Here is a 22,702-nt window from a genome sequence, read left to right as displayed (position 1 = left end):
ACAGCCCGCTTCGATTGAGGCGGGCTGATTGAGAAAGACGTTATAATCGACCTTGTTCTTTCAGCCATTCCCGCACTAAGAAAAGCGCACTCACATTTCGCGCTTCGCTAAAATCTTCTTCATCGAGCAAATCAAGCAGCGATTCCAGCGGCCAACGAACTTGCGGCAACTCTTCTGGCTCATCACCTTCCAGCGATTCGGGATAGAGATCTTCAGCAATCACAATGTTCATTTTGCTCGAGAAATAGGATGGTGCCATCGTCAGCTTTTTCAAGAATGTCAGCTGATTAGCGCCAAATCCAACCTCTTCTTTCAGCTCACGATTCGCCGCTTCAAAGACCGTTTCACCTGGATCAATTAACCCTTTAGAGAACCCAAGCTCATAAGATTCAGTTCCAACCGCGTATTCACGAATCAAAATCAAATGGTTATCGATGATTGGGACTATCATGACAGCTTCGCGCGCAGAGGGGCGCATCCGCTCATAAACGCGACGCACACCGTTGCTAAATTCCAGGTCCACCGTTTCGACATTAAACAGTCGTGAACGGGCCACGGTTTCAACATGTAAAATGGACGGTTTTTGTAATGGTTTACTCATCGTGGCTGGGCTAACTGTAAATGCAGGTACGTCATTGTGCGTTATGCCACATATCTCACGCAATGAACATTCGATATTATTTACATTTTTGTAACTTTAAGTGATTTTTCAAAGTCTCTGCTACATGTCAACAGGTTGCAATTGAAATAGGAATTTGCTGATATTTCTCGTAAAGTCGCTTTGCTAACATTATGTTACAGCACGCTATGCACAAAAAAATGTCTCAAGACTAATGTCATGGCTGCCGATAATATTGCTGCGTTTTAATAAGAAAACGAGTATTTGATGGGGAAAGCATGAGCACCTTATTACTTCTTTTAGCTGCTATGCTGGCCTGCGTCTTAATTGCGGGGTGGCTAATTTGGCGCAGCCTGCGCTTGCGCGCTCGAGTATCGCAAGCACAATCGTTTACTGGCGCGACCTCACGCAAGCTGACCGCTGAAGAACGCACCGCGGTTGAAAACTACATTGAATCTTTAGCCCGCACGCAGGATATCGTGGGGCCTTCTGGCGCCAGTGCCGCGCCGACCAAACTGGTCCTCAATGCGTTGAGTAACACTGCGCTGTCGCTCACACGCTCCATCACTCGATATGGCTTATCCACAGACGATCCTAATAAGTGGCGTTACTATCTCGATTCTGTAGAAGTGCATCTTCCGCCATTCTGGGAACAATACATTACCAACGATAACTACGTTGAGCTGATTCGTACTGAAAGTATGCCGTTAGTGATTTCTCTTAACGGGCATACGCTTATCGACTACAGCAGCGAAAATTTTGGTTTCGCTCTTGAGAAAAACCCTCACAGCCAGGCATCCATTCGCGGTGAAGAAAGCGAACAAATAGAGCTGCTGAATATCCGTCAGGAAACACCTGAAGAATACGCGCTAAGCCGTCCTGATGGGCTGCGCGAGGCCATTCTCATTTGTGTGGCTTTCATAATGCTGTTTTTGTGCCTCGTGACCCCATCGGTCGTTTTACCGTGGTTAGTGGGTGGCGCCTTTATGCTGCTGGCGGCAAGTCTGTGGGGTTTGTTCGCGCCTCCGACAAAAAATGCACTGCGTGAAGTCCACTGCTTACGCGGTACGCCTAAGCGTTGGGGACTTTTCGGTGAGTCGAATCAGGAACAGATTAACAATATCTCGTTAGGGATAATCGACCTGATTTACCCTGCACACTGGCAACCCTACATTGCTCAGGATCTTGGGCAAAAAACAGATATTGATATTTATCTCGACCGTCATGTGCTTCGCCAGGGGCGTTTTCTGTCTTTGCATGATGAAGTCCGCAACTTCCCTATTCAGCATTGGGTGCGCAACCTGGTGATTGCCATGGGCAGCCTGTTGGTGCTGACAATGTTGACTGTCTGGGTTCCGTTAGAAATGCCCCTCAAACTGAGTATGTCCTGGTTGGAAGGCGCGCAAACTATCGAAGCCAAAACGGTGGCTGATCTCGATAAAAAAACGCTCCGGGTTGGCGACACGTTGAAAGTAAACGGTACAGGTATGTGTAATATTCACACGCCAGATAACTACACCGCGCGTCAAACGTATCCGTTTACCCCATTTGATTGCTCACAAATCATCTGGAATACCGCTCCGGCTCTGCCGGTGCCGGAATCAGATATCATGGACAAAGCCACGGCATTGACGCAGGCAGTCAGCGGGCAAATTCATCCACAGCCCAGCAATGATTCTAAAGTTAACCCGCAGTTACGCAGCGCCATTCAGAAATCAGGCATGGTGTTACTGGATGATTTCGCTGGCATTGTTCTGAAAACCCAAGCACTCTGCACCACTGATGACGAATGTATCCGGCTGAAAAATGCCTTGGTGAATCTGGGCAACACAAAAGATTGGGATACCCTGACCAAAAAAGCGGATTCAGGAAAACTCACCGGCGTGAATGTTCTGCTGCGTCCGGTCAGTGCCGAGTCGCTGGATAATCTGGTTACCACGTCTACGGCACCGTTCTTTATCCGAGAAACATCACGCGCGGCACAGGCTCTCAATAGCCCAGCGCCCGGCGGATATGTGATCATGAGTGACGAAGGCAGCGACCTGGTAGACCAACCTTTGCCACCGGTTCCGTTGTATGACATTCCGGCGCAGGAGCAATGGACAGAGTTCCAACGGCTAGCCGATATGCTTCTCAAAACACCGTTTAAAGCCGAAGGAATTATTACGGGCATTCGACAGGATGCGAACGGGACGAAGCATATTTCACTGCACCGAGTCCCGGACAGCAGCAGTCTGTGGAGTTACATCAGTACCACGCTGCTGCTTATCGGCATGATTGTTTGTCTACTCGTTAACGGTGCGCTGGCAATTTGTCGATATCGCCGCAGCCGCAACCGTCTGGCGCAAATCCAGCAGTACTATGACAACTGCATGAATCCATCGCTGACCGCGATCTCCGCTGTACGCCCGCTGTTCTAAACTTCACGTGACAGGTTGTGCTAACCTGTCACGCAGTCTCTTTTAATCAGGCCAAGACCCTATGCATATTGATATTGCCTGGCAAGATGTCGATACCGTCTTGCTGGATATGGACGGCACGTTGTTGGATCTCGCGTTCGATAATCACTTCTGGCAGAAACTGGTACCAGAATGTGTCAGTCAGCAAAGAGCGATTCCACTTGATGAAGCACATCAGCTGATTCGTCAGGAATATCACGCCGTGCAACATACACTAAACTGGTACTGTTTGGATTACTGGAGTGAGCGTCTGGGTTTGGATATTTGTGCGATGACGACCGCGCAAGGGCCAAACGCAGTATTACGTGAAGATACCGTTCCGTTCCTCGACGCCCTGAAATCCTGCGGGAAGCGCCGCATTTTATTGACGAACGCGCATCCACATAATCTGGCGGTCAAACTCGAACATACAGGTTTAGCTCAGCACCTTGATTTATTACTTTCCACCCACACATTTGGTTATCCGAAAGAAGATCAGCGGTTGTGGCAGGCTGTTGCTGAGCATACCGGGCTGGAACCTGAGAGAACGCTATTTATCGATGATAGCGAACCGATTCTGGATTCCGCCGCGAAGTTTGGTATTCGCTATTGTCTGGGCGTGACCAATCCCGATTCAGGCCAGGCCGACAAAACCTATCAACGCCATCCTGCATTGAACGACTATCGCCGACTACTCCCGAAGTTGATGTTTAAGGAGTCGTGATGAAAGAAAAATCGTCTGAAGGTGTGCGTCTCGACAAATGGCTGTGGGCTGCGCGTTTTTATAAAACCCGCGCAATTGCCCGGGAAATGGTCGAAGGCGGCAAGGTGCATTACAACGGCCAGCGCAGCAAACCGAGTAAAATCGTTGAGCTGAATGCCATGCTGACGCTACGCCAGGGCAATGACGAGAAAACTGTCAAAGTGCTGGCTGTTACAGAGCAGCGTCGCCCAGCCACGGATGCCTCGCAGCTCTATGAAGAGACAGCAGAAAGTATGACTAAGCGGGAAAAAGTGGCACTGGCACGCAAGATGAATGCGCTGACTATGCCCCACCCCGACCGTCGCCCCGATAAAAAAGAGCGTCGCGATTTGATGAAATTTAAACACGGTGGCAACGAATAGTTGCCATCTGAATGAGAGAAAACTATGGCTCAACAAGACCAATTACATCGTTACCTGTTTGAAAACTTCGCCGTGCGCGGTGAACTGGTAACGGTTTCCGATACCTGGCAGCACATCATGGAAAACCATGATTATCCTGCTCCCGTTAAAACCATTCTCGGTGAATTGCTGGTCGCCACCAGCCTGCTGACGGCAACCCTCAAATTTGACGGCGATATCACCGTGCAATTACAGGGTGACGGTCCAATGAGCCTGGCAGTGATTAACGGCAATAATAACCAGCAAATGCGCGGTGTTGCGCGTTTTAAAGGTGAAATCCCTGCTGATGCGGACTTGAAAACTCTGGTGGGCAACGGCTATCTGGTGATCACGATTACGCCAGCTGAAGGCGAGCGCTATCAAGGCGTCGTAGGGCTTGAAGGCGATACTCTGGCTGCGTGTCTGGAAGATTACTTCTTACGTTCCGAGCAGTTACCGACGCGCCTGTTTATCCGTACTGGCGATGTTGAAGGCAAACCTGCTGCAGGCGGCATGCTGTTGCAAGTTCTGCCAGCACAAGATGCTCAGGCAGATGATTTCAATCACCTGGCAGCACTGACCGAAACCATCAAGGCTGAAGAGTTGTTGACGTTACCGGCCAACGATGTGCTGTGGCGCTTGTACCACGAAGAAGAAGTGACACTTTACGATCCGCAGACGGTCGAATTTAAATGTACGTGTTCACGTGAACGCTGTGCCGATGCACTAAAAACTCTGCCTGATGAAGAAGTCAACAGCATCATTGCAGACGAAGGTGAAATCGACATGAACTGTGATTATTGCGGCAACCATTACGTGTTCAATTCCATGGACATCGCTGAGATCCGCAACAACGCCTCCCCGGCAGATCCTCAGGTTCATTGATATCTTTTGCCCTTCCCGCTGTGGAAGGGCAAACCTCCGTTTCATAGAATTGCGCTCTCGCTCACACCTCGTCCGTTAATCGCACTATTTTTTAACATATTCAGAATATTTTCCCTGCCTGGTCAGCATTTCCTGCCATACTCTGACCCCGTTGCGACTCGCTTCACAGCGTTTTCCGCTATATAGATTCGAGTGGATGCTCAAATCTATGATAAGTGTCGCGGTTAACAACCCATAAACAACCCTACAATATTAAGCAGTACAAATTGGCTAAGGAGCAGTGAAATGCGAGTTAAAGGCATAACCCCGCAAGATCTCAAGGCTTATGGAATTCATGACGCAAGTGAAGTGATTTATAACCCTGATTACGACACGTTGTACCGTGAAGAACTCAATCCCAACCTGCAAGGTTTTGAGCGCGGCATAGAAACAAATCTCGGTGCGATTGCTGTTGATACCGGTATTTTTACCGGGCGTTCCCCAAAAGATAAATACATTGTCCGTGACAACACGACGCGCGATACCCTCTGGTGGGCGGATAATGGCGAAGGTAAAAACGATAATAAACCGCTCAGCGAAGAAACCTGGCATCATCTGAAAGGCCTCGTCACCCAACAACTTTCCGGCAAACGCCTCTTTATTATTGATGCTTTCTGCGGTGCAAACGCGGACACCCGCCTCTCCGTTCGTTTTATTACCGAAGTGGCCTGGCAGGCTCATTTCGTTAAGAACATGTTCATTCGTCCAACTGACGAAGAGTTAGAAGCCTTCGAAGCTGACTTTGTGGTGATGAATGGTGCGAAATGCACTAACCCGCAATGGAAAGAGCAGGGATTGAACTCTGAAAACTTCATCGCTTTTAATCTTACCGAGCGCGTGCAATTGATTGGCGGGACCTGGTACGGCGGCGAAATGAAGAAAGGTATGTTCTCTATCATGAACTACCTGCTACCGTTGAAAGGCATTGCCTCTATGCACTGCTCGGCAAACGTCGGTGAGAAAGGTGATGTGGCGGTGTTCTTCGGTCTGTCTGGCACCGGTAAAACAACGCTTTCTACCGATCCAAAACGTCGCCTGATTGGCGATGACGAACATGGCTGGGACGATGACGGCGTGTTCAACTTTGAAGGCGGTTGCTACGCGAAAACCATTCGTTTATCCAAAGAAGCCGAACCGGAAATCTTTAACGCGATTCGCCGTGATGCGCTGCTGGAAAACGTCACCGTTCGCGATGACGGTTCAATCGATTTTGATGACGGTTCTAAAACCGAAAACACCCGTGTTTCCTACCCGATTTACCATATCGATAACATCGTTAAACCGGTTTCTAAAGCGGGTCACGCCAACAAAGTTATCTTCCTGACCGCTGATGCCTTTGGTGTTCTGCCTCCGGTTTCGCGCCTGACGGCAAATCAAACGCAGTACCACTTCCTGTCAGGCTTTACCGCTAAACTGGCGGGTACTGAACGCGGCGTGACTGAACCCACCCCGACTTTCTCAGCCTGTTTCGGCGCAGCATTCTTGTCTCTGCATCCGACACAATATGCAGAAGTGCTGGTGAAACGCATGCAAGCGGCGGGTGCTCAGGCTTATCTGGTTAACACCGGTTGGAACGGCACCGGCAAACGTATTTCTATCAAAGATACGCGCGCGATTATTGATGCCATTCTGGATGGTTCTCTGGACGACACCGAAACCTTCACGCTGCCAATCTTTGGTCTTGCTGTTCCAACGGAACTGGCAGGCGTTGATAGCCATATCCTGGACCCACGCAATACTTACGCATCACCAGAAATGTGGCAGGAAAAATCGGAGCAACTGGCTACGTTGTTTATCGAGAACTTCGAGAAATACACCGACACCCCAGCGGGTGCAGCGCTAGTGAGTGCAGGGCCGAAGATTTAATTCGACCTGACCTGAAAACTAAAAAGCCTTCCCAGCTGGGAAGGCTTTTTTTATTCTCTTTCACCATTGAGAGGTTGAGGAGACTTCTTCATCGGTACTGGTAGATAGGCCCGTATCCGCAAACCGCCCCGCTCACTAACGCCGATATCCAACAAGCCGTTATGGTTGTCGATAATGCGCTGCACGATGGCCAGCCCCAAACCGGTTCCGCTGGTGCTACGTGCGCTATCGCCACGCACAAAAGGCTGGAACAGGTGCTTAAGCTGGTCAGGTTTAATCCCTGGGCCATCATCTTCCACCTGGAACCATGCGCGGTTGAGCTCGCCGCCACTGCTTACCTTAATCCAACCATTACCGTATCGCGCCGCGTTCACCACCATATTGGCGGCTGCGCGTTTGATGGATAACGGATGGATGTTAACCAGCAATTCGCCAGCTTGCAGATCGGTATCAATTTCGCGCTCATAGCCACTTTCTGCGGCCACCACTTCACCCAATACACTATTGAGATCGGCAATTTCCAGCGGCATCTCTTGCCCGGTACGCAGGTAATCGATGAACTGCTCGATTATCGCATTACACTCTTCGATATCTTTGTTAATCGATTCAGATAGATACCCGTCTTCCTCGCTCATCATTTCTGTTGCCAGACGAATACGAGTCAGCGGCGTACGTAAATCGTGACTGACCCCCGCCATTAATAGCGTGCGGTCATCGGCGAGCTGTTTTACACCTGCGGCCATGTGGTTGAAGGCCCGGGTAACGGAACGCACCTCCGACGCGCCATATTCGCGCAATGGTGGTGGAATAATGCCTTTACCGACTTGCAAAGCGGCATGCTCAAGGTCAACCAAGGGTCGGTTCTGAATACGAATAAACAGCCAGGCCCCACCGATCGCGAGCAACATTATTGCCAGCGTATAGCGGAACAGCGGCGAGAAATCGCCCTGATGAATTTCCGTCAGGGGGACACGAACCCAGATATTTGGCGACAGCCACGTCTTCAGCCAGACAACCGGCGAGCTCTTGTTAACCTCAACACGCACTTCTGTTGGGCCACCCAATTGCTGCGCCATTTGATGGCTGAGGAATTCGTAATGCTGCGCCCAGCGCAAACCCGCGTCTTCCGCCGCTTCATTGGAATACAGAGAAATTCCCAACTCACGGTAGATTTCACGCCGAAATGCAGGCGGAACCACCAGTTGCGTGCCATCTTCGAGTTGCAGTTTATCGGTCATGAGCATACGGACTTCGTAAGCCAATACCTTATTAAACTGCTGTAAGCTCGGCAGAATGGCGAAGTTCAACACCACAAGATAGGTCGTCACCAGGCTGACGAACAGCAAGGTGACGATCAATAACAGTGTGCGGGCAAACGAGCTTCTGGGGGAGAAGCGGACTCGCCTCATGCCTTAGAACCGTCCGGCACAAATACGTAGCCCAGACCCCATACGGTCTGGATATAGCGTGGATGCGCAGGGTCTTCTTCAACCATGCGGCGCAGACGAGAAATCTGCACATCGATAGAGCGCTCCATCGCGCTGTACTCACGGCCACGCGCCAGGTTCATCAATTTATCGCGTGATAATGGCTCGCGCGGATGGCTCACCAGCGCTTTCAGCACCGCGAACTCGCCACTGGTTAATGGCATAGGCTCGTCTTCACGGAACATCTCACGAGTACCGAGGTTCAACTTAAACTTACCGAAGGCAATAACCGCTTCTTCCTGAGAAGGTGCACCTGGCAGTTCATTTGCCTGACGGCGCAGAACAGCACGGATACGGGCCAGCAGTTCGCGTGGGTTAAATGGTTTTGGAATGTAATCGTCAGCACCAATTTCCAGCCCCACGATACGGTCAACTTCTTCGCCTTTCGCGGTAACCATAATGATTGGCATTGGGTTGCTTTGGCTGCGCAGACGACGGCAGATAGACAAGCCATCTTCGCCCGGCAACATCAGGTCAAGTACCATCAGGTGGAAGGATTCACGGGTTAACAGGCGATCCATCTGTTCTGCGTTAGCAACGCTACGGACCTGGAAGCCTTGTTCGGTGAGATAACGTTCAAGCAGCGCACGTAAGCGCATGTCGTCATCCACGACCAGAATCTTATAGTTCTCTTGCATTCTTATACTCCCAAAGGCTCGAACAGTGAGTGCGTATTCTTAAAAAACTGCGGCGTTACGACCAGTCAAATCTGGTATATATTCTAGTCGAAATTGTTACAAAGCATATTAAACAGATGGTTATAGACTCTTTTTAACCAAAAATGATGACTTGGTTCGCAAATTTCTGGGATTGCCATCACCCTGATATTTCGGTTTAAATCACCTTTATTGTGCTACTCATTCAAGGCTTGATGATGAAAACGCCATTAATTACCCGCGAAGGCTATGAAAAGCTAAAACAAGAAAAGGACGCTTTGTGGCGCGTCGAGCGTCCAGAGGTGACAAAAAAGGTCACCTGGGCGGCAAGTCTTGGCGATCGCAGTGAAAATGCCGACTACCAGTACAACAAAAAAAGGCTGCGAGAAATAGATCGCAGAGTGCGATATCTCACGAAATGCCTCGAACAATTGAAAATTGTCGACTATTCCCCGCAGCAAGAAGGAAAAGTGTTCTTTGGCGCGTGGGTTGAAATTGAAAACGACGACGGAAACCAACTGCGTTTTCGTATCGTGGGGTATGACGAAATATTTGGACGCAAAGATTACATCTCTATCGACTCCCCGATGGCTCGTGCCCTACTGAAAAAAGAAGTGGGCGACCTCGCCATTGTGCAAACACCTGCAGGTGAAGCGCAGTGGTACGTCAATAATATCGAGTATGTGAAATAGCCCACATCCCAGCCACAGAACAGTCCGATTCATCACCTCTCGGGCGCGGTGGCTGGCATTTTCACCCTCCAATCCGTATAACATACCCCTGAAATTTCGACTCACACTGATGAAAAAGCCATGATGAATGATTCACTCTGCCGCATTATCGCCAGCGAGCTAAAAGCCAAAAATGAACAGGTTGATGCCGCCGTTCGCCTGCTGGATGAAGGGAATACCGTGCCGTTTATTGCACGTTATCGTAAGGAAGTCACCGGCGGGCTGGACGACACGCAACTGCGTCAGCTGGAGACTCGTCTGGGCTATCTGCGCGAACTAGAAGATCGCCGCCAGACCATCCTCAAATCCATTACTGAACAAGGCAAATTGAGTGACGAACTCGCCGCGGCCATCAATGGCACGCTGAGCAAAACCGAGCTCGAAGACCTCTATTTACCGTATAAACAAAAACGTCGTACGCGCGGGCAAATTGCGATTGAAGCCGGTCTTGAGCCTTTGGCCGAACTGCTTTGGAACGAGCCGTCACACACACCAGAAGAAGAAGCCGCCCGTTTCGTTGATGCCGATAAAGGTGTTGCCGATACCAAAGCCGCTCTCGATGGCGCACGCTATATTCTGATGGAGCGCTTTGCCGAAGATGCAGCGCTGCTGGCAAAAGTGCGTAACTATCTGTGGAAGAACGCGCATCTGGTTGCCAATGTGGTGAGCGGTAAAGAAGAGGAAGGCGCGAAATTCCGTGACTACTTCGACCATCACGAACCGATTGCCACCGTTCCCTCCCACCGTGCGCTCGCCATGTTCCGTGGCCGCAACGAAGGGTTTTTACAGCTCGCGCTGAATGCCGACCCGCAGCACGACGAGCCACCGCGTGAAAGCTATTGCGAACAGCTGATTATCGACCATCTCGGTTTGCGTCTGAACAATGCCCCTGCGGACGCCTGGCGCCGTGCAGTAGTGAGCTGGACCTGGCGTATCAAAGTGCTGATGCACCTTGAAACTGAGCTGATGGGAACCGTGCGCGAACGCGCCGAAGACGAAGCTATCAACGTTTTCGCCCGCAACCTTCACGATCTTCTGATGGCTGCGCCGGCAGGCCTGCGTGCGACTATGGGCCTCGATCCTGGTCTGCGTACCGGCGTGAAAGTGGCGGTTGTGGATTCAACCGGCAAACTGGTCGCCTTCGACACCATCTACCCGCACACCGGGCAGGCAGCGAAAGCCGCCGTCGTCGTTGCAGCACTGTGCGAGAAATACAACGTCGAGTTGGTTGCCATCGGCAACGGCACGGCATCGCGTGAAACCGAACGTTTCTTCCTCGATGTGCAAGAACAATTCCCGAAAGTCACCGCGCAAAAAGTGATTGTTAGTGAAGCGGGTGCCTCCGTCTATTCCGCATCGGAACTGGCGGCGCTGGAGTTCCCTGACTTGGACGTGTCGATTCGTGGCGCGGTTTCTATTGCTCGTCGCCTGCAAGATCCGCTGGCAGAGTTGGTGAAAATCGACCCGAAATCTATCGGTGTCGGCCAGTATCAGCACGACGTCAGCCAGTCCCAGTTGATGAAGAAACTGGATGCCGTGGTGGAAGACTGCGTAAACGCCGTGGGCGTGGATCTGAATACCGCTTCAGTGCCGCTATTGACTCGCGTGGCAGGTTTAACGCGCATGATGGCGCAGAACATCGTCAACTGGCGCGATGAAAATGGCCGTTTCCAGAACCGCCAACAGTTGCTTAAAGTCAGCCGTTTAGGGCCGAAAGCCTTCGAGCAGTGTGCGGGCTTCCTGCGTATAAACCGTGGTGATAACCCGCTGGATGCCTCAACGGTTCACCCGGAAGCGTATCCGGTTGTCGAGCGCATCCTGGCCGCGACCGAACAAGCGTTACAGGATTTGATGGGCAACGGTGAAGCACTGCGCGGCCTGAGCGCTCGTGAATTTACCGATGAGCGTTTCGGTGTACCAACGGTTACCGACATCATCAAAGAGCTGGAAAAACCTGGCCGCGATCCGCGCCCTGAGTTCAAAACCGCGAAGTTCGCTGATGGCGTAGAAACCATGAACGACCTGCAGCCTGGCATGGTGCTGGAAGGCGCGGTCACCAACGTGACCAACTTTGGCGCATTTGTGGATATCGGCGTACATCAGGATGGTTTAGTTCACATCTCCTCGCTTTCAGACAAATTCATCGATGACCCACACAAAGTGGTGAAAGCCGGTGACATCGTCAAAGTGAAGGTGATGGAAGTGGATCTGGCGCGTAAACGTATTGCGCTCACGATGCGTCTTGATGAGCAACCAGGTGAGTCCAACCGCCGTAGCAGCGCACCACGTGAACAAACTGAACGTCGTCCGGCACAACAGCAGAAACCTCGTGGGCGTGATAATGCCGCAAGTAGTAGCGGTAACTCTGCGATGAGTGACGCTCTGGCAGCGGCATTAGGCAAGAAACGCTAATCCGCTTTTTAATTCCGCTCTCTCCTCTTAACCCGGAGAGAGCGGAAAAAGTCTGATTTAATAATTTGCGGCAGATCAATTTTCACCGCGATATAAAACAGCACTAATATTTATCAAATGCGTAACACTTGAAATATCCAGACAACATTAACAGAGATAAAATAATAATTTTATCAATTCAAAATAAACACAACTCATTGTTATTGCTGTTATTTATATAAAAACCATCTTTCAAAACCTTCCCATATAATAAACTTCTGCTTCCTGTGAAATAAGCCATATCGTCATATTCATCATAAAAATATTTATTGAAGACAGAAACCATTCTCATTATCATTGGTTTGTTCGTTAATTCTCCTCCATCCAAAGAAAATTCTTGTTAGCGTTTCTCGTTAGCGCAATTAAAGAGCCCAGCTCTAAGTAGGTCCTATGCGATTCTTGCCAAGTAGCTCGTGGAAAATTATCGGCTTTGCCAACGAAATCAGCCCTTCATATCGCCAGAAATTATTATCGCTCGGTATGTTACCAGGCTCGTCCTTTAACGTAGTACGTGTCGCGCCTTTAGGCGATCCCATTCATATCGAAACGCGTCGCGTCAGTTTGGTATTGCGCAAAAAAGATCTCGAACTGCTGCACGTTGAAGCCATTGCCTGACTGGCGGGGTGAGCGCTCGCGCTCGTTGCTATTTTCTTTAAGTTCACGAATAAAATGAAAAAATTAACTATCGGCTTAATCGGTAACCCTAACTCCGGGAAAACCACGTTATTCAACCAACTCACCGGCGCACGCCAACGAGTGGGTAACTGGGCGGGCGTTACTGTTGAACGTAAAGAAGGTCAGTTTTCAACGTTGGCACATCAAGTCACGCTGGTCGACTTGCCGGGCACCTACTCGCTGACCACCATCTCATCGCAGACATCGCTCGATGAACAAATCGCCTGCCACTACATTCTGAGCGGCGAAGCAGACTTGCTGATAAACGTGGTCGATGCGTCAAACCTCGAGCGCAATCTGTATTTAACGCTGCAACTTCTCGAGTTGGGTATTCCATGCGTGGTCGCGCTCAACATGCTCGACATTGCTGAGAAGCAAAACATTCGTATTGATATCGATGCCCTTGCAGCACGCCTGGGTTGCCCGGTGGTTCCATTAGTATCGACTCGTGGTCGTGGTATGGAAGGGCTGAAGCTGGCAATCGACCGCCGCCAGCCTAATGCACATACCGACTTAGTCCTTTACCCACCGAAACTACTTGAAAACGCCCGGACACTGGCAGCAGAAATGCCAGAGGATATGCCTGCGCAGCAACGCCAATGGCTGGCCTTGCAAATGCTTGAAGGCGATATCTATAGCCGGGAATATGCCGGTCAAGCCGCTGAAAAGTTGGATGCCATTCGCACCCAACTGACTGAAGAAAATGAAGATCCGGCACTCCTGATTGCCGATGCGCGTTATCAAACTATCGCCGCCATCTGCGATTCCATCAGCAACAGTCTGACCGCCGAACCGCATCGCCTCACCGCGATGATGGATAAAATAATCCTGAACCGCTTCCTCGGCTTGCCTGTTTTCCTGCTGGTGATGTATCTGATGTTCTTGCTGGCGATTAACATCGGTGGCGCGCTGCAGCCGATTTTCGACGGTGGTTCTGCGGCTATCTTTATCCACGGCATTCAGTGGATAGGCGCAACATTGCACTTCCCAGGTTGGCTGACAATTTTCCTCGCGCAGGGTATCGGTGGCGGTATTAACACCGTGCTGCCGTTGGTGCCGCAAATCGGCATGATGTATCTGTTCCTCTCCTTCCTTGAGGACTCCGGTTACATGGCGCGCGCGGCGTTTGTTATGGACCGCCTGATGCAATCCCTCGGCTTGCCAGGCAAATCCTTCGTACCGTTAATTGTCGGATTCGGCTGTAACGTGCCGTCAGTAATGGGGGCGCGTACGCTGGATGCCCCGCGTGAACGCCTGATGACCATCATGATGGCGCCGTTTATGTCATGCGGTGCACGTCTGGCTATTTTTGCGGTGTTTGCTGCGGCCTTCTTCGGCCAGCAGGGGGCGTTGGTCGTCTTCTCGCTCTACATTCTTGGCATTGTGATGGCGATTCTGACCGGTCTGATGCTCAAACACACCATCATGCGCGGTGAAGCCACGCCGTTTGTCATGGAACTGCCGGTGTATCACGTCCCACACCTGAAAAGCTTGTTGCTGCAAACCTGGCAACGCCTGAAAGGCTTCGTGCTGCGTGCTGGTAAAGTTATCGTCATCGTCAGTATTTTCATCGGTGCGCTGAATAGCTTCTCGTTTAGCGGCAAAGAAGTGGACAACATTAATGATTCTGCGCTGGCGTCGGTTAGCCGCGTACTCACCCCGCTGTTGAAGCCGATTGGCGTGCATGAAGACAACTGGCAAGCGACCGTTGGCCTGTTCACTGGGGCAATGGCGAAAGAAGTGGTGGTTGGTACACTCAACACCCTCTACACCGCAGAAGATATGCATGAAGAACCGTTTGATGCAGCCAACTTCAATCTGCTTGATGAGTTAGGTGCAGCCGCAGGCGAAACCTGGCAGAGTCTGAAAGACACCTTTAGCTTAAGCGTGCTGGCCAACCCAATCGAAGCCAGTAAAGGCGACGGCGAAATGGCAAGCGGAGCAATGGGCGTCATGAGCAGCAAATTTGGCAGCGCAGCAGCGGCTTACAGCTACCTGATTTTCGTTCTGCTCTACATCCCATGTATTTCCGTGATGGGCGCAGTGGCACGTGAATCAAGCCGTGGCTGGATGATGTTCTCCGTACTTTGGGGGCTGAATATTGCTTACTCGCTTTCTACGCTTTACTACCAGACCGTGACGTTTAGTGCGCATCCGCAATACAGCCTGGTCTGTATTCTCGCGGTGGTATTGTTCAATGTGCTGTTGATAGGTGGTTTGCGCCGGGCGCGTAGCCGTGTGGATGTTAGCCTGATGACGACACGTAAAACTGTCGAAGCCGCGTGCTGCAAAAGCACCACGGGCGATTGTCACTAAGGAGAAGGTATGGCGAGTTTAATTGAGATTCGTGATGCGCTGGCGCTGCAAGGCCGTCTGGATGCGACGCAAATTAGCCAACAGCTCTCCACACCGTTGCCGCTGGTAAACGCGATGCTGAGTCGTCTTGAAGCGATGGGCAAAGCCATGCGCATCACCGAAGACCCAAACGACTGCCTGACGGGAAGCTGTAAAAGCTGCCCGGAAGGTAAAAAATGTATTCGTGAAGTTTGGGCGCTACGGGCCTGAAATAAATGAGAAAGGGCAGGATTTGGATCCTGCCCTTTTTATTTAATCTTTAAGGCGCTTTTGAAAATCTTCCAGCACCTGGCAAACATCCTGCGGGTGCGAAATAAACGGCGCATGGGCGGCTTTTGGGAAAACCACGGCTTCACTTTGTGGCCAAAGCGCTTCCAACAAGCCCGCGACTTTTCGCGGCACCAACCCATCAAGATGCCCATACAAGCGTAAAAACGGCAGTGTTAGCTGGCCGAGCGGCTGGCGTAAATCCGCCGTTTTCAGGATCTCCAGGCCACCGTTTAGCACCTCAACACTTGGCATTGGCTGCTCGAGAACCACAGATTTCAGGCGGCGAGCATCCTGGCGGGCGGTTTCTGTACCCAGCGTTTGTAACGCCAAAAAACGCTCTACGGTACGCTGAAAATCTTCACTCAATTGCTGTTGGAAACCCGCCAGAATTTCAGGTTTGATGCCCGGCCAGTCACCCTGAGCAGTGAAGCAAGGCGAGGACGCAATGGTCACCAACCCTCTCACGCGTTGCGGATGAGTTAACGCAATCTGGCTTGCCACCAGCCCGCCCAAACTCCAGCCCAGCCAAATTGCCTTCTCCGGCGCGTGTGCCAATACCGTCTCGGCCATTTCCTCAAGTGTCAGTGCACCAAAATCCTGGCTTCGACCGTAACCGGGTAAGTCGACAAGATGAAGACGAAAATGCGAGCTTAATTCCTCGCAAATGCAATGCCACACTTCCGCGTTCAATCCCCATCCGTGCAGCAGCACAAGATCGTCTTTTCCTTCACCTTTTGTCTGCCACCAAAGCTTACTCATCAGTTACTGTTCTCATTTTTCTGCGCAAGGAAGCGAACATGCTAACAATCCCGGGCCTGTGTTGGCTATGCCGAATGCCGCTCGCCTGTGCACATTGGGGGATATGCTCTCGATGTAGCAGCGCTTTGCCTAAACCACCGCCTTGCTGCCCGCGCTGTGGATTACCCAGCGCGAATACGCATACGCTTTGTGGCCGATGTCTGCAAAGACCCCCGCTCTGGGATGCGCTGCTGTTCGTGACCGATTACTGTCCGCCGCTGAGCCATCTCGTGCAGCGATTCAAATTCAACGGTACCGTCGCGCTGGCTCCGGCGTTAGCGCGTTTGCTGTTGCTACGCGTTCTGGAGGCAAGACGCAATAACCGCCCGCAGCCAAAACCTGATTGCATGGTCAGTGTTCCACTGCATTCACGTCGTGCCTGGCGCCGTGGCTTTAACCAAAGTGACCTGCTGGCACGCTCGCTTTCACGCTGGTTACAGTGTGACTATTTCCCAAAGGGGATTATTCGAATTCGTGCCGCACAAACACAACATCAACTCACTGCCCGGCAGCGGCGCAACAATCTAAAAGGCGCTTTCAGGGTTGATTTTCCCGTGGCAGGCCGCCATATAATTATTGTGGATGATGTCGTCACGACGGGCAGTACGGTGGCGGAAATTGCGCGATTGCTGAAAAAGCAGGGCGCGGCGACTATCCAGGTATGGTGCCTTTGTCGAACCTTGTAGACCCTCGATGATGGGCGTATTATAACCGACTAAAATAGTCAACTATTGAGCAATCGTTATGATCCGTATTTCCGATTCAGCACAATCCCACTTTGCCAAACTACTGGCAGGTCAGGAAGAAGGGACGCAAATTCGCGTATTCGTCATTAATCCTGGTACTCCAAATGCGGAGTGCGGGGTTTCTTACTGTCCGCCGGATGCGGTAGAAGCATCAGATACTGCCCTTAAATTCGAGCAGTTGACCGCGTATGTGGATGAGTTAAGCGCACCTTATCTTGAAGATGCCGAAATTGATTTCGTTACCGACCAACTCGGTTCACAACTGACGCTGAAAGCGCCAAACGCCAAAATGCGTAAGGTTTCTGATGATGCGCCGTTAATGGAACGCGTTGAGTACATGCTACAAGCCACGGTAAATCCACAGCTGGCTGGCCACGGCGGCCGTGTCACGCTGATGGAAATTACCGATGAAGGTTTTGCGATTCTGCAATTCGGCGGCGGCTGTAACGGCTGTTCAATGGTAGACGTGACCCTGAAAGAAGGCATCGAAAAACAACTGCTGGCCGAGTTCCCTGAACTGAAAGGTGTTCGTGATTTGACCGAGCACCAGCGTGGCGAGCACTCGTACTATTGATTTATCTAGCCCTCACCCTAGCCCTCTCCCACAGGAGAGGGAACTGATCGAGTGTTTTCCCCCCTCTCCTTTGGGAGAGGGAACTGATCGAGTGTTTTCCCCCTCTCCTTTGGGAGAGGGTCGGGGTGAGGGGAACCAGAACTACCTCTTCTTACGTCGCTTATCCAAATCCTTCAGCAACTTATTCACTTCGTCGTCTGCGAACATCTCCTCAAGCGAGGTCGATAACTTGCGCCGCCAGTTTTTATACTGATAGCTAGTCCCCGGAATATTCACAGGCTCCGCAATACCTAACCAATCCTCCGGCTGCAAACCCAACAGGGCGCTATTGCTATCAGCAATGTAGCGTTGCATTCCGCGATTTAGCGTGGCCGTCATCGCCATCAGCGAGGCTTTATGGCCTGCGCGTTTTGGCAGACAGCCATATTCATGCAGGCTATCCAACAAACCTTGTTTGGCACGCTCGCGATCCTGATACAACTCAGTCAGCATCTCTTCATCAGGATACAGACCAAGGGTTTTACCCAACGTCAGATCGCCGCTTTCCCAGTAACCGCGCAGTGTCGGCAAATCGTGAGTGGTGGCAACTGCCATCGACTGTTTCGGCCACGATTTCGGGGCGCGGAACTGTTTTTCCTGATCGTGCTCGAAATAGAGCACTTTGTACGAGTAAACCCCGCTGTCACGCAGCTTGCCGACGATCTCAACCGGCACCGTACCGAGATCCTCACCGATAACCATGCAGTGATGGCGTTTACTTTCCAGCGCCAGTATCGACAGCAGATCGTCCACCGGATAATGCACGTAAGCGCCTTTGTCTGCGGTTTCACCATAAGGTATCCACCACAAACGCAGCATCGACATAACGTGGTCAATACGCAGCGCACCACAGCTGGTCATATTAGAACGCAACAGCTCAATAAACGGCTGATAGGCACGCGCGGTAATTACATGCGGGTCCATTGGTGGCAACCCCCAATTCTGCCCGAGCGGGCCAAGAATATCCGGCGGCGCACCCACGGAAGCTTTCAGGCAGTAAAGCTCGCGGTCACACCAGGTTTCAGAGCCCCCTTCTGCCACACCAACCGCTAAATCGCGATACAGGCCAATCGGCATCTTAAAGCTTTGACTGGTTTGCCAGCACATCTCAAACTGGGCGTAAGCAAGGTATTGCAACCACAGATAGAAATTCACTTCATCACTGTGTTCGGTACAGAACGCTTTGACTTCAGGATTGTGCGCATCGCGGAAACCTTCCGGCCACACCGGCCAGCCCCAGCGCATTTGATCTTCTTTCACCTGATAAGCGTGCAGCGCATCGAAAGCCGCCTGGTAGTAGAGACTATCGCCGCCTTCTTGCACAAATTTCTGGAAGGCAACGACGTGCTCGTCCCGCGCGCCACGTAAAGAAAATTGCTTCCACGCCATGCGCAACGCAGCCATTTTCAGCACGGTCACGGTGGAATAATCGACCCACTGCGCATCTCGCGCCGCTTGCAACGTTGCCTGGGTGGTCGGCATTTTCCACCACGTCTGCGCTTCATCGCTAAGCAAGAAATCGTCAACCGCGTTCACATCGATATAAATCACGTTCAACCAACGACGTGATGACGGGCTATACGGACTGGCACTTTCTGGATTCGCAGGATAGAGCGCATGAATAGGATTCAGGCCGATAAACGAGCCACCCCGTTTTGCCACATCCACCAGCATGCGTTGTAAATCACCGAAATCCCCAATACCCCAGTTATGCGTAGACCGTAAGGTGTAAAGCTGAACACACGCACCCCACAGTTTTTCATCCCGCATCAACGCGTCTGGTTCATAACAACGCTTTGGCGCGACAATCACGCGGCACTGCCAGTGGTGCTCATTCTGGCTGACGGTGAGGTCGTGATAGCCTTCCGGCAGTGTTGCAGGCAGCAGCATCTTTTTGCCTGCCTGTGCATGCCCTTTATGCTGCTTGCCCTCTTCGGTGGTCAGATGCCAGGTGTACTCACCGTTTCCTTCCAATACCGTCGCCATGCGAGTGCCAGAAGTAAACACCAGGACATTCGCCACGGGTGTGACTGCCACCTTTTTCAAGGTGACAGTACGGTTCATGGCTTCCAGCAAACGCTGCTTGGTATCCGCAGGTATCGCCTGCGGTTTGCCATGGGCGTTAATGTAGTTTGGGCTAATTCCCGCCTCCAGGGCGGCGTTATCAAGACGTTTGCTGTCCATGCGTTCCCTTAGCGTTTTGCCTGCCAGATGCGTTGTTGATAATCACGAATAGAACGATCGGAGCTGAACATACCGCAACGCGCCGTATTCAGAATGGCCGCGCGCGTCCAGGCTTCCTGGTCGAGATACAGTGCATCTGCAAGCTTTTGCGCTTCCGCATACGCCGTGAAATCGGCCATCACTAAATACGGGTCGCCGCCTTGTTTGCCGATGCTGTGCAGCATCTGGTCGAAGGCTTGTTTATCGCCATCGCTATAAACGCCCTTCTCCAGCTCTTTAAGTACCGCATCCAGCACTTTGTCTTTTTTACGCCATTTCACTGGGTCGTAGCCTTTGGCCTTCAGCGCTTTCACTTCTTCCACGGTATGGCCGAAGATAAAGATGTTTTGCTCACCGACTTTCTCGGCGATTTCCACATTTGCCCCATCCAACGTGCCCACGGTCAGCGCGCCATTCAGAGCCAGTTTCATGTTACCGGTGCCAGAAGCCTCTTTACCTGCAGTAGAGATTTGCTCAGAAATATCAGCCGCCGGAATCATCACCTCTGCCGCAGAGACACAGTAATCCGGCAGGAATACCACTTTCAGTTGATCGCCAACCACCGGATCGTTGTTGATGGCATGCGCAACTTTGTTGATGGCGAAGATAATGTTCTTAGCCAGGTAGTAACCCGGTGCCGCTTTTGCACCGAACAGATACACACGCGGCACGCGGGAGGCGGTCGGGTTTTCACGGATTTCTTTGTACTGCGCCAAAATGTGCAGCAGGTTCAGGTGCTGGCGTTTGTACTCGTGCAGGCGCTTGATCTGTACGTCAAACAACGCATCTGGGCTGATGACAATACCAGTGCGGTGTTTAACAAAGGCAGCCAGCTTCACTTTGTTTTGATATTTGATGTCGCGGTATTCCTTACGGAATTTCGCATCATCAGCATACTTTTCCAGACCTTCGAGCACGTCCAGATTGTTTGCCCACTCTTTCTTGAGCTTTTTATCGAGCAGTGCCGCAAGTGCCGGGTTGCACTGTTTGATCCAGCGACGTGGTGTAATACCGTTGGTGACGTTGTGGAATTTGTTCGGCCATAGCTGGTGATATTCCGGGAACAGATCTTTGACCACCAGATCGGAGTGCAGCGCTGCCACACCGTTTACTGCAAAACCACTGACCACACACATATTCGCCATGCGAACTTGCTTGTTGTGGACCACTGCCAGTTTCGCCCACACGGCTTCGTCGCCAGGCCAGGTTTTGTCCACCAGCTTCTTAAAGCGGGCATTAATTTCGTTGATGATCTGCATATGGCGCGGCAGCAACGCTTTCACCAGTTTCTCGTCCCAGCACTCCAGCGCTTCAGGCATCAGTGTGTGGTTGGTATACGCAAAGGTTTTACTGGTAATGGCCCAGGCGTCATCCCAGCTCAGCTGGTGCTCGTCGATAAGCACACGTAACAGCTCAGGAATAGCGATAGTCGGATGGGTATCGTTCAGCTGAATGACTTCGTAATCCGCCAGCTCTTTAAGCTTACGGCCTGCCAAATGGTGACGGCGTAAGATATCGCCCACAGAACACGCGCACTGGAAATACTGCTGCATCAGGCGCAGTTTTTTGCCATTCAGGTGGTTGTCGTTCGGGTAAAGCACTTTAGTCAGTTTTTCAGCGTCGATACCCTGCTGCTCTGCTTTCAGGAAGTCGCCGTCGTTGAATTTAGTTAAATCAAATGGATGAGCATGTTTTGCCTGCCACAAACGGAGCGGTTGCGCGATGCCGTTACGGTAGCCAACAACCGGCAAATCCCAGGCTTCGCCGTGGAACACAAATGCAGGCTCCCAGCGAACAGTCTTGCCGTCTTTGACGACTTTACCGCCAACACCCACTTGCACGTCGAGCGCGGAATTGTGCTGGAACCATGGATAACTGCCACGTTTCCAGTCGTCAGGGGCTTCCATCTGCTGCCCGTCTTTAAAGGACTGGCGGAACAAACCGTACTGGTAATTCAGCCCGTAGCCAATCGCTGACTGGCCGACGGTTGCCATGGAATCCAGGAAGCACGCAGCAAGACGCCCCAACCCGCCATTACCCAATGCCGGATCGGTCTCCGCTTCCAGCAAATCGGTCAGGTTGATATCGAACGTTTTCAGTTCATCAGCGACGTCCTGATACCAGCCAAGGTTCAGCAAATTGTTACCCGTCAGACGACCAATCAAAAACTCCATTGAGATGTAGTTTACGTGGCGCTGATTTTTTTCAGGTTTAGCCGCAGGCGTTGCTGCCAGCAATTCGGCAAGCGCGCCACTGACAGCATGCCACCATTGGTGCGGGTTCATTTCGGAAGCTGAAAGCAACCCATAACGCTGCCACTGACGTGTCAGTGCAGCCTGAAATTGTGCTTTATTGAAGGTCGTCTGTGACATAAGGGCTCGGTCCTGTGATGTTCTAATTTCATTACCCGCTAGTGTGCAGGGTGACCAGGGCTAATTCCTCCTCCTGAGTCGGATTAGGGAGGGAGGAGTAGTGGGGAGTAGCTAAAAATGTGATCGCCACCACTTAAAATGAGGCGCGCCTATCTCAAACGCCCACCAGCACTGAGTTTTCACTTAGACATCTAACATTTCATGAATGAATTCATCTAATCCATAGATTTGTGACCAGGAGCAACTTACCACGTCTCAAACCCTCAACAATCTTGCAATAACCCGCAAACTGGTCGACTTTGTAGTAAGCATTAATTACGAAGCGTAAAAAAATT

18 protein-coding genes are annotated in these 22,702 nt (G+C 51.4%); 12 read left to right on the top strand and 6 right to left on the bottom strand.

The window, feature by feature from the left end:
• Positions 1 to 40 precede the first annotated feature (40 nt).
• The gene (gene nudE / locus OH773_RS01440; RefSeq protein ID WP_270142397.1) at positions 41 to 601 is read right to left on the bottom strand and encodes an ADP compounds hydrolase NudE; all 561 of its coding nucleotides are present in this window, start codon (positions 599 to 601) and stop codon (positions 41 to 43) included.
• 296 nt (positions 602 to 897) lie between these two features.
• Between nudE and OH773_RS01435 the strand changes: the two genes are divergently transcribed.
• The 5 genes from OH773_RS01435 (at position 898) to pckA (ending at position 6,990) form a co-directional block, all read left to right on the top strand.
• The gene (locus tag OH773_RS01435) at positions 898 to 3,039 is read left to right on the top strand and encodes an intracellular growth attenuator family protein (protein ID WP_270142394.1); all 2,142 of its coding nucleotides are present in this window, start codon (positions 898 to 900) and stop codon (positions 3,037 to 3,039) included.
• Between the two features lie 61 nt (positions 3,040 to 3,100).
• Positions 3,101 to 3,781: a GMP/IMP nucleotidase gene (gene yrfG, locus OH773_RS01430; protein WP_270142392.1), complete on the top strand. Its 681-nt coding sequence runs from the start codon at positions 3,101 to 3,103 to the stop codon at positions 3,779 to 3,781.
• The gene (hslR, locus tag OH773_RS01425) at positions 3,781 to 4,182 is read left to right on the top strand and encodes a ribosome-associated heat shock protein Hsp15 (protein ID WP_270142390.1); all 402 of its coding nucleotides are present in this window, start codon (positions 3,781 to 3,783) and stop codon (positions 4,180 to 4,182) included. The genes yrfG and hslR overlap by 1 nt, the downstream gene beginning before the upstream one ends.
• A 24-nt stretch (positions 4,183 to 4,206) precedes the next feature.
• On the top strand, positions 4,207 to 5,085 hold the full coding sequence (gene hslO, locus OH773_RS01420; RefSeq protein ID WP_270142387.1) for an Hsp33 family molecular chaperone HslO: 879 nt from the start codon (positions 4,207 to 4,209) through the stop codon (positions 5,083 to 5,085).
• Positions 5,086 to 5,370: 285 nt separating this feature from the next.
• Complete coding sequence (gene pckA, locus OH773_RS01415; protein ID WP_270142385.1) at positions 5,371 to 6,990, top strand: phosphoenolpyruvate carboxykinase (ATP); 1,620 nt, start codon at positions 5,371 to 5,373, stop codon at positions 6,988 to 6,990.
• A gap of 50 nt (positions 6,991 to 7,040) precedes the next feature.
• Here pckA and envZ read toward each other — a convergent pair whose 3' ends face one another.
• Both envZ and ompR read right to left on the bottom strand, forming a co-directional pair.
• Positions 7,041 to 8,399, bottom strand: a complete 1,359-nt coding sequence (envZ, locus tag OH773_RS01410) for a two-component system sensor histidine kinase EnvZ (RefSeq protein ID WP_183272299.1) — start codon at positions 8,397 to 8,399, stop codon at positions 7,041 to 7,043.
• Positions 8,396 to 9,115: an osmolarity response regulator transcription factor OmpR gene (gene ompR, locus OH773_RS01405; protein WP_001157751.1), complete on the bottom strand. Its 720-nt coding sequence runs from the start codon at positions 9,113 to 9,115 to the stop codon at positions 8,396 to 8,398. The genes envZ and ompR overlap by 4 nt, the downstream gene beginning before the upstream one ends.
• 236 nt (positions 9,116 to 9,351) lie before the next feature.
• Between ompR and greB the strand changes: the two genes are divergently transcribed.
• The 5 genes from greB to feoC all read left to right on the top strand — a co-directional run bounded on the left by greB (position 9,352) and on the right by feoC (position 15,555).
• Complete coding sequence (greB, locus tag OH773_RS01400; protein ID WP_270142381.1) at positions 9,352 to 9,825, top strand: transcription elongation factor GreB; 474 nt, start codon at positions 9,352 to 9,354, stop codon at positions 9,823 to 9,825.
• Positions 9,826 to 9,945: 120 nt separating this feature from the next.
• Positions 9,946 to 12,276, top strand: coding sequence for a Tex family protein (locus OH773_RS01395; protein ID WP_270142379.1), 2,331 nt, complete (start codon positions 9,946 to 9,948; stop codon positions 12,274 to 12,276).
• 429 nt (positions 12,277 to 12,705) lie between these two features.
• Positions 12,706 to 12,930 carry a ferrous iron transporter A gene (gene feoA / locus OH773_RS01390; RefSeq protein ID WP_183272296.1) on the top strand — a complete coding sequence of 75 codons (225 nt, stop codon included), beginning with the start codon at positions 12,706 to 12,708 and terminating at the stop codon, positions 12,928 to 12,930.
• A gap of 54 nt (positions 12,931 to 12,984) precedes the next feature.
• The gene (gene feoB / locus OH773_RS01385; RefSeq protein ID WP_270142377.1) at positions 12,985 to 15,306 is read left to right on the top strand and encodes a Fe(2+) transporter permease subunit FeoB; all 2,322 of its coding nucleotides are present in this window, start codon (positions 12,985 to 12,987) and stop codon (positions 15,304 to 15,306) included.
• A gap of 9 nt (positions 15,307 to 15,315) precedes the next feature.
• Positions 15,316 to 15,555, top strand: a complete 240-nt coding sequence (gene feoC, locus OH773_RS01380) for a [Fe-S]-dependent transcriptional repressor FeoC (RefSeq protein ID WP_183272294.1) — start codon at positions 15,316 to 15,318, stop codon at positions 15,553 to 15,555.
• A 42-nt stretch (positions 15,556 to 15,597) separates the two neighbouring features.
• On the opposite strand, the gene bioH is transcribed toward feoC, so the two are convergent.
• Positions 15,598 to 16,374, bottom strand: a complete 777-nt coding sequence (gene bioH, locus OH773_RS01375) for a pimeloyl-ACP methyl ester esterase BioH (RefSeq protein WP_270142374.1) — start codon at positions 16,372 to 16,374, stop codon at positions 15,598 to 15,600.
• 38 nt (positions 16,375 to 16,412) lie between these two features.
• Here bioH and gntX point away from each other — a divergent pair, with 38 nt between their 5' ends.
• A complete protein-coding gene (gene gntX, locus OH773_RS01370; protein ID WP_270142372.1) occupies positions 16,413 to 17,099 on the top strand; it encodes a DNA utilization protein GntX in 687 nt (228 codons plus the stop codon).
• Between the two features lie 58 nt (positions 17,100 to 17,157).
• Positions 17,158 to 17,733, top strand: a complete 576-nt coding sequence (nfuA, locus tag OH773_RS01365) for a Fe-S biogenesis protein NfuA (RefSeq protein WP_270142369.1) — start codon at positions 17,158 to 17,160, stop codon at positions 17,731 to 17,733.
• A gap of 141 nt (positions 17,734 to 17,874) precedes the next feature.
• Here the strand turns inward: nfuA and malQ are convergent, their stop codons facing one another.
• Complete coding sequence (malQ, locus tag OH773_RS01360; RefSeq protein WP_270142367.1) at positions 17,875 to 19,956, bottom strand: 4-alpha-glucanotransferase; 2,082 nt, start codon at positions 19,954 to 19,956, stop codon at positions 17,875 to 17,877.
• Positions 19,957 to 19,964: 8 nt separating this feature from the next.
• Positions 19,965 to 22,367: a maltodextrin phosphorylase gene (gene malP, locus OH773_RS01355; RefSeq protein WP_270142364.1), complete on the bottom strand. Its 2,403-nt coding sequence runs from the start codon at positions 22,365 to 22,367 to the stop codon at positions 19,965 to 19,967.
• Positions 22,368 to 22,702: the final 335 nt, after the last annotated feature.

The sequence above is a fragment of the Buttiauxella sp. WJP83 genome (genome assembly GCF_027594725.1).
Classification (GTDB): Bacteria; Pseudomonadota; Gammaproteobacteria; order Enterobacterales; family Enterobacteriaceae; genus Buttiauxella; species Buttiauxella selenatireducens.
The sequence above is the reverse complement of the archived record's forward strand: the minus strand, read 5'-3'. Positions and strand labels throughout refer to the sequence as shown.